Source organism: Amycolatopsis sp. NPDC059027 (assembly GCF_042739735.1).
Taxonomy (GTDB): domain Bacteria; phylum Actinomycetota; class Actinomycetes; order Mycobacteriales; family Pseudonocardiaceae; genus Amycolatopsis.
The window spans coordinates 8,694-12,931 of sequence record NZ_JBHYIK010000018.1 but is presented as its reverse complement, the minus strand read 5'-3'; the positions used below and the strand labels follow the sequence as shown (position 1 = coordinate 12,931).

At 68.6% G+C, this 4,238-nt stretch carries 2 protein-coding genes; one reads left to right on the top strand and one right to left on the bottom strand.

Annotated elements, in window-relative coordinates; all coding sequences use genetic code 11:
* Positions 1-65: 65 nt before the first annotated feature.
* A complete protein-coding gene (locus ACFWY9_RS14665) occupies positions 66-1,547 on the bottom strand; it encodes a chitinase (RefSeq protein WP_378322756.1) in 1,482 nt (493 codons plus the stop codon).
* Between the two features lie 177 nt (positions 1,548-1,724).
* Here ACFWY9_RS14665 and ACFWY9_RS14660 point away from each other — a divergent pair, with 177 nt between their 5' ends.
* Positions 1,725-4,118 carry a Tex family protein gene (locus tag ACFWY9_RS14660; RefSeq protein WP_378323123.1) on the top strand — a complete coding sequence of 798 codons (2,394 nt, stop codon included), beginning with the start codon at positions 1,725-1,727 and terminating at the stop codon, positions 4,116-4,118.
* Positions 4,119-4,238 lie beyond the last annotated feature (120 nt).

Genomic DNA, 4,238 nt, shown 5'->3' with positions numbered 1-4,238 from the left:
CCTTACGGGCGTCAGACGCCCGTAAGGTGGCCTTAACGGCATTTCCGCGGGAGGGAGGCGAGCGGTTAGGGGAGGGTGTCGAGGCCGGAGCGGACGGTGGTGGCGAAGGAGTAGCCGTTCGAGGCGTCCCAGTTGATCGACCAGGTCATCGCGCCGCGGATCTCCGGGTACGTGGCCGGCGGCTTGAAGTTCCCGCACGAAGTGCCCTTGGCCAGGCAGTTCAGCGCCGACACGGTGTTCGACGGCGACTGGTACCCGCCGCCCGCCGCCCGGGACGACGCGGGCAGGCCGAGGCCGACCTGGTCCGCGCGCAAACCACCCTTGAGCTGGATGCAGGCGAGCCCGGTCAGGAAGTCCACCGTGCCCTGCGAGTAGACGTTCCCGTCGCACCCGTTCATCGCGCCGCTGTTGTAGTACTGCATGTTCACCACGGTCAGGATGTCCTTGACGTTCAGCGCCAGCTGGAAATACCCACCGGACGTCGACTGCATGTCGATGGTCTGCGGCGCCATGGTGATCACCGTGCCGCCGCCGGCGTGGATGCTGCGCAGCGCGGAACCCATATACGTCGCACTGATGCCGTTCTCCAGGTCGATGTCGACGCCGTCGAAGCCGTACTGCGCGATCAGTGACTTCATGCTGCTCGCGAAGTTCGACGCCGCCGAAGAATCGCCGACGCTGATCGTGCCCTTCTCCCCGCCGACGGAAAGGATCACCTTCTGCCCGCGCGACTGGAGCGTCTTGATGTCGGCCTTGAACTGCGCGTCGGTGTACCCGCCGAGCTGCGAGGAAAGCCCGGGATCGAGGGTGAACGTGACCCCGCCGCGGTTGCTCGGGTCGGCGTCGGCGAAGGCCACGGCGACGATGTTGTAGCTGCTCGGGACGTCCGCCAGCTTCAACGCCTTCGCGCCGTTGTAGAAGTTCTGCCAGTAGCCGGTCAGCACGTGCTTGGGCAGCGAGCCGGTCGGCGGCGTGGTGGTCGTGGTCGTGGTCGGCGGCGTCGTAGAAACAGTAGTCGTCGGAGTGGTCGGAGCCGTCGTTGTCGGTGGTGTGCCGGGGCCGTCGAGGTTGACGTCGTCGGCGTAGTAGGCGGGCTGCCCGTACCAGCCGTGCAGATACACCGTGACCTGCGTCGACGCGCCGGTGGTGAAGCTCAGCGACAGCTGCTGCCAGCCGGACGCGCCCGGCGTCCAGGTGCTGGTGTCCGAGCCGCCGGTGCCGGAAACACCGAGGTAGACGTAGCTGCCCTGCACCCACGCCGAAAGCTTGTAGGCGGTGTTCGCCTGCACGGTGACGGTCTGGGAGCACTGGGCGTTGTCCTGGCCCGCCGGGGTCGCGCTCAGCGCGCCCTGGCCGCTGTGCACCGGGCTGGTCACCACGGCGGACGTGCCGGTGCAGGACCAACCGGAAAGCGTCCCGGCCTCGAATCCCGGGTTGGACAGAATGTTCGCCGCGGAAGCGCTTCCACTCAACGTGAGCGTGACGCCGAGACACAGCGCGAGCGTGGAAAAGAGGGCGAGGAGAGCGTTCCTGGGTTTGAGGACCACGTTGGCCTCCACGAATGGGTGAACTGAGTCCCCCCAAAATGGACTAGACCAATATGGGTGTCAAGGGACTAGCCCGGGAGGCCCAGTCCGAACGTCGCACCGGCCGGACGGCACAATGCTGGATCAGGACGGTGCAGGATCAGAGCACACATCCATAGGCGGAGCGGGAGCGTGGCAGTGAGCGTGCAGTCGGTCGAGCAGAAGATCGCCGAAGAGCTGGGGGTGCGCGAGGGGCAGGTCAAGGCCGCGGTCGACCTGCTCGACGGCGGTTCGACGGTGCCGTTCATCGCCCGGTACCGCAAGGAAGTCACCGGCATGCTCGACGACGCGCAGCTGCGCACGCTCGAGGAGCGCCTCCGCTACCTGCGTGAGCTGGACGAACGCCGCGTCGCGGTGCTCGACTCGATCCGCACCCAGGGCAAGCTCACCGACGAGCTGGAGGCGCAGATCGTCGCGGCGGACACGAAGTCCCGCTTGGAGGACATCTACCTCCCGTACAAGCCGAAGCGCCGCACCAAGGCCCAGATCGCCCGCGAGGCTGGGCTGGAGCCCCTCGCGGACGGGCTGCTCGGCGACCCGAACACCGACCCGCAGGCCGCCGCCGCGGTGTTCGTCGACGCCGAAAAGGGCGTCGCGGACGCGCAGGCCGCGCTCGACGGCGCCCGTGCGATCCTCGTCGAGCGCTTCGCCGAGGACGCCGACCTCATCGGCGAACTGCGCGAGAAGATGTGGACGCAGGGGCGGCTCGCCTCCAAGGTCCGCGAGGGCAAAGCCGAGGCCGGCGCCAAGTTCGCCGACTACTTCGAGTTCGACGAGCCGTACACCAAGCTCCCCTCGCACCGCATCCTCGCGATGTTCCGTGGTGAGAAGGAAGAAATCCTCGACCTCACGATGGAGTCGGAAGAGGCCACCGAGGAGCCGCGCGTCGGGCCGACCGAGTACGAGCAGCGCATCGCGCAGCGCTTCGGCATCGCGAACGAGGGCCGTCCCGGCGACAAGTGGCTCGCTGACACCGTGCGCTGGGCCTGGCGCACCAAGATCCTCCTGCACCTGGGCATCGACCTGCGGATGCGGCTGCGCCAGTCCGCCGAGGACGACGCCGTGCGCGTGTTCGCGTCGAACCTGCGTGACCTGTTACTCGCCGCCCCCGCCGGGACCCGCGCGACGATGGGTCTCGACCCCGGCTTCCGCACCGGCGTCAAGGTCGCCGTCGTCGACGCGACCGGCAAGGTCGTCGCGACGCACACGATCTACCCGCACCAGCCCGCGAACAAGTGGGACGCCTCGATCGCCGAACTCGCCGCGCTCTGCGCCCGGCACAAGGTCGACCTGATCTCGATCGGCAACGGCACCGCCTCGCGCGAGACCGACAAGCTCGCCGGCGAGCTGATCAAGAAGTACCCGGACCTGAAGCTCACGAAGGTCGTCGTCTCGGAAGCGGGCGCGTCGGTCTACTCCGCGTCCGCCTTCGCCTCGCAGGAACTGCCGGAACTCGACGTTTCCCTGCGTGGCGCGGTTTCCATCGCGCGGCGCCTCCAGGACCCGCTGGCCGAGCTGGTCAAGATCGACCCGAAGTCGATCGGTGTCGGGCAGTACCAGCACGACCTTTCCGAGGTCTCGCTGTCGCGCTCGCTCGACGCCGTCGTCGAGGACTGCGTGAACGCCGTCGGCGTCGACCTCAACACCGCGTCCGCTCCCCTGCTGAGCCGCGTTTCCGGCATCACGACGGGCCTCGCCGAGAACATCGTCGGGCACCGCGACCAGCACGGGCCGTTCCGCTCGCGGACCGCGCTCAAGGACGTCGCGCGGCTCGGCCCGAAGGCGTTCGAGCAGTGCGCCGGCTTCCTGCGGATCCCGGACGGCGACGACCCGCTCGACTCCTCGTCCGTGCACCCCGAGGCCTACCCGGTGGTGCGGCGGATCCTGTCGACCACCGGCTCGGACATCCGCGAGCTGATCGGCAACACCCGGACGCTGCAGAAGCTGCGCCCGGCGGACTTCGTGGACGAGACCTTCGGGCTCCCGACCGTCACCGACATCCTGTCCGAATTGGACAAACCGGGCCGCGACCCGCGTCCGGCGTTCAAGACCGCGACCTTCGTCGACGGCGTCGAGAAGATCTCCGACCTCAAGCCGGGCATGACGCTGGAGGGCGTGGTCACGAACGTCGCCGCGTTCGGCGCGTTCATCGACGTCGGCGTGCACCAGGACGGTCTCGCGCACGTTTCCGCGCTGTCGAAGAACTTCGTCAAGGACCCGCGTGAGGTCGTGAAGCCCGGCGACATCGTGAAGTGCAAGGTCCTCGACGTCGACGTGCCGCGCAAGCGGATCTCGCTGACGCTGCGCCTCGACGACGAGCCCGGCGCCGGTGGCTCCGGCTCGCAGGACCGTCGCGGCGGTGGCGGTCAGGGTGGTGGCCGCCAGGGCGGCGGCGGTGGTCGCGGTCAGGGCGGTGGCCAGGGCCAGCGCCGCGGTGGCCAGCAGGGTGGCCGCGGTGGGGGCCGGGGCAACGACTTCGGCGGCGGCGGTGCCATGGCCGACGCCCTCCGCCGCGCTGGCTACAAGAAGTAGGGCTCGAAGGTCCGTGAATGCCACATTGAGGGGCGGAGTTGGGAACCAATTGGGATAAAAAGAACACAAGCGGCGGGGGGGAAGGGGCCCACGAGGAAGGGTGGGGGGGTGGGGAGGTAG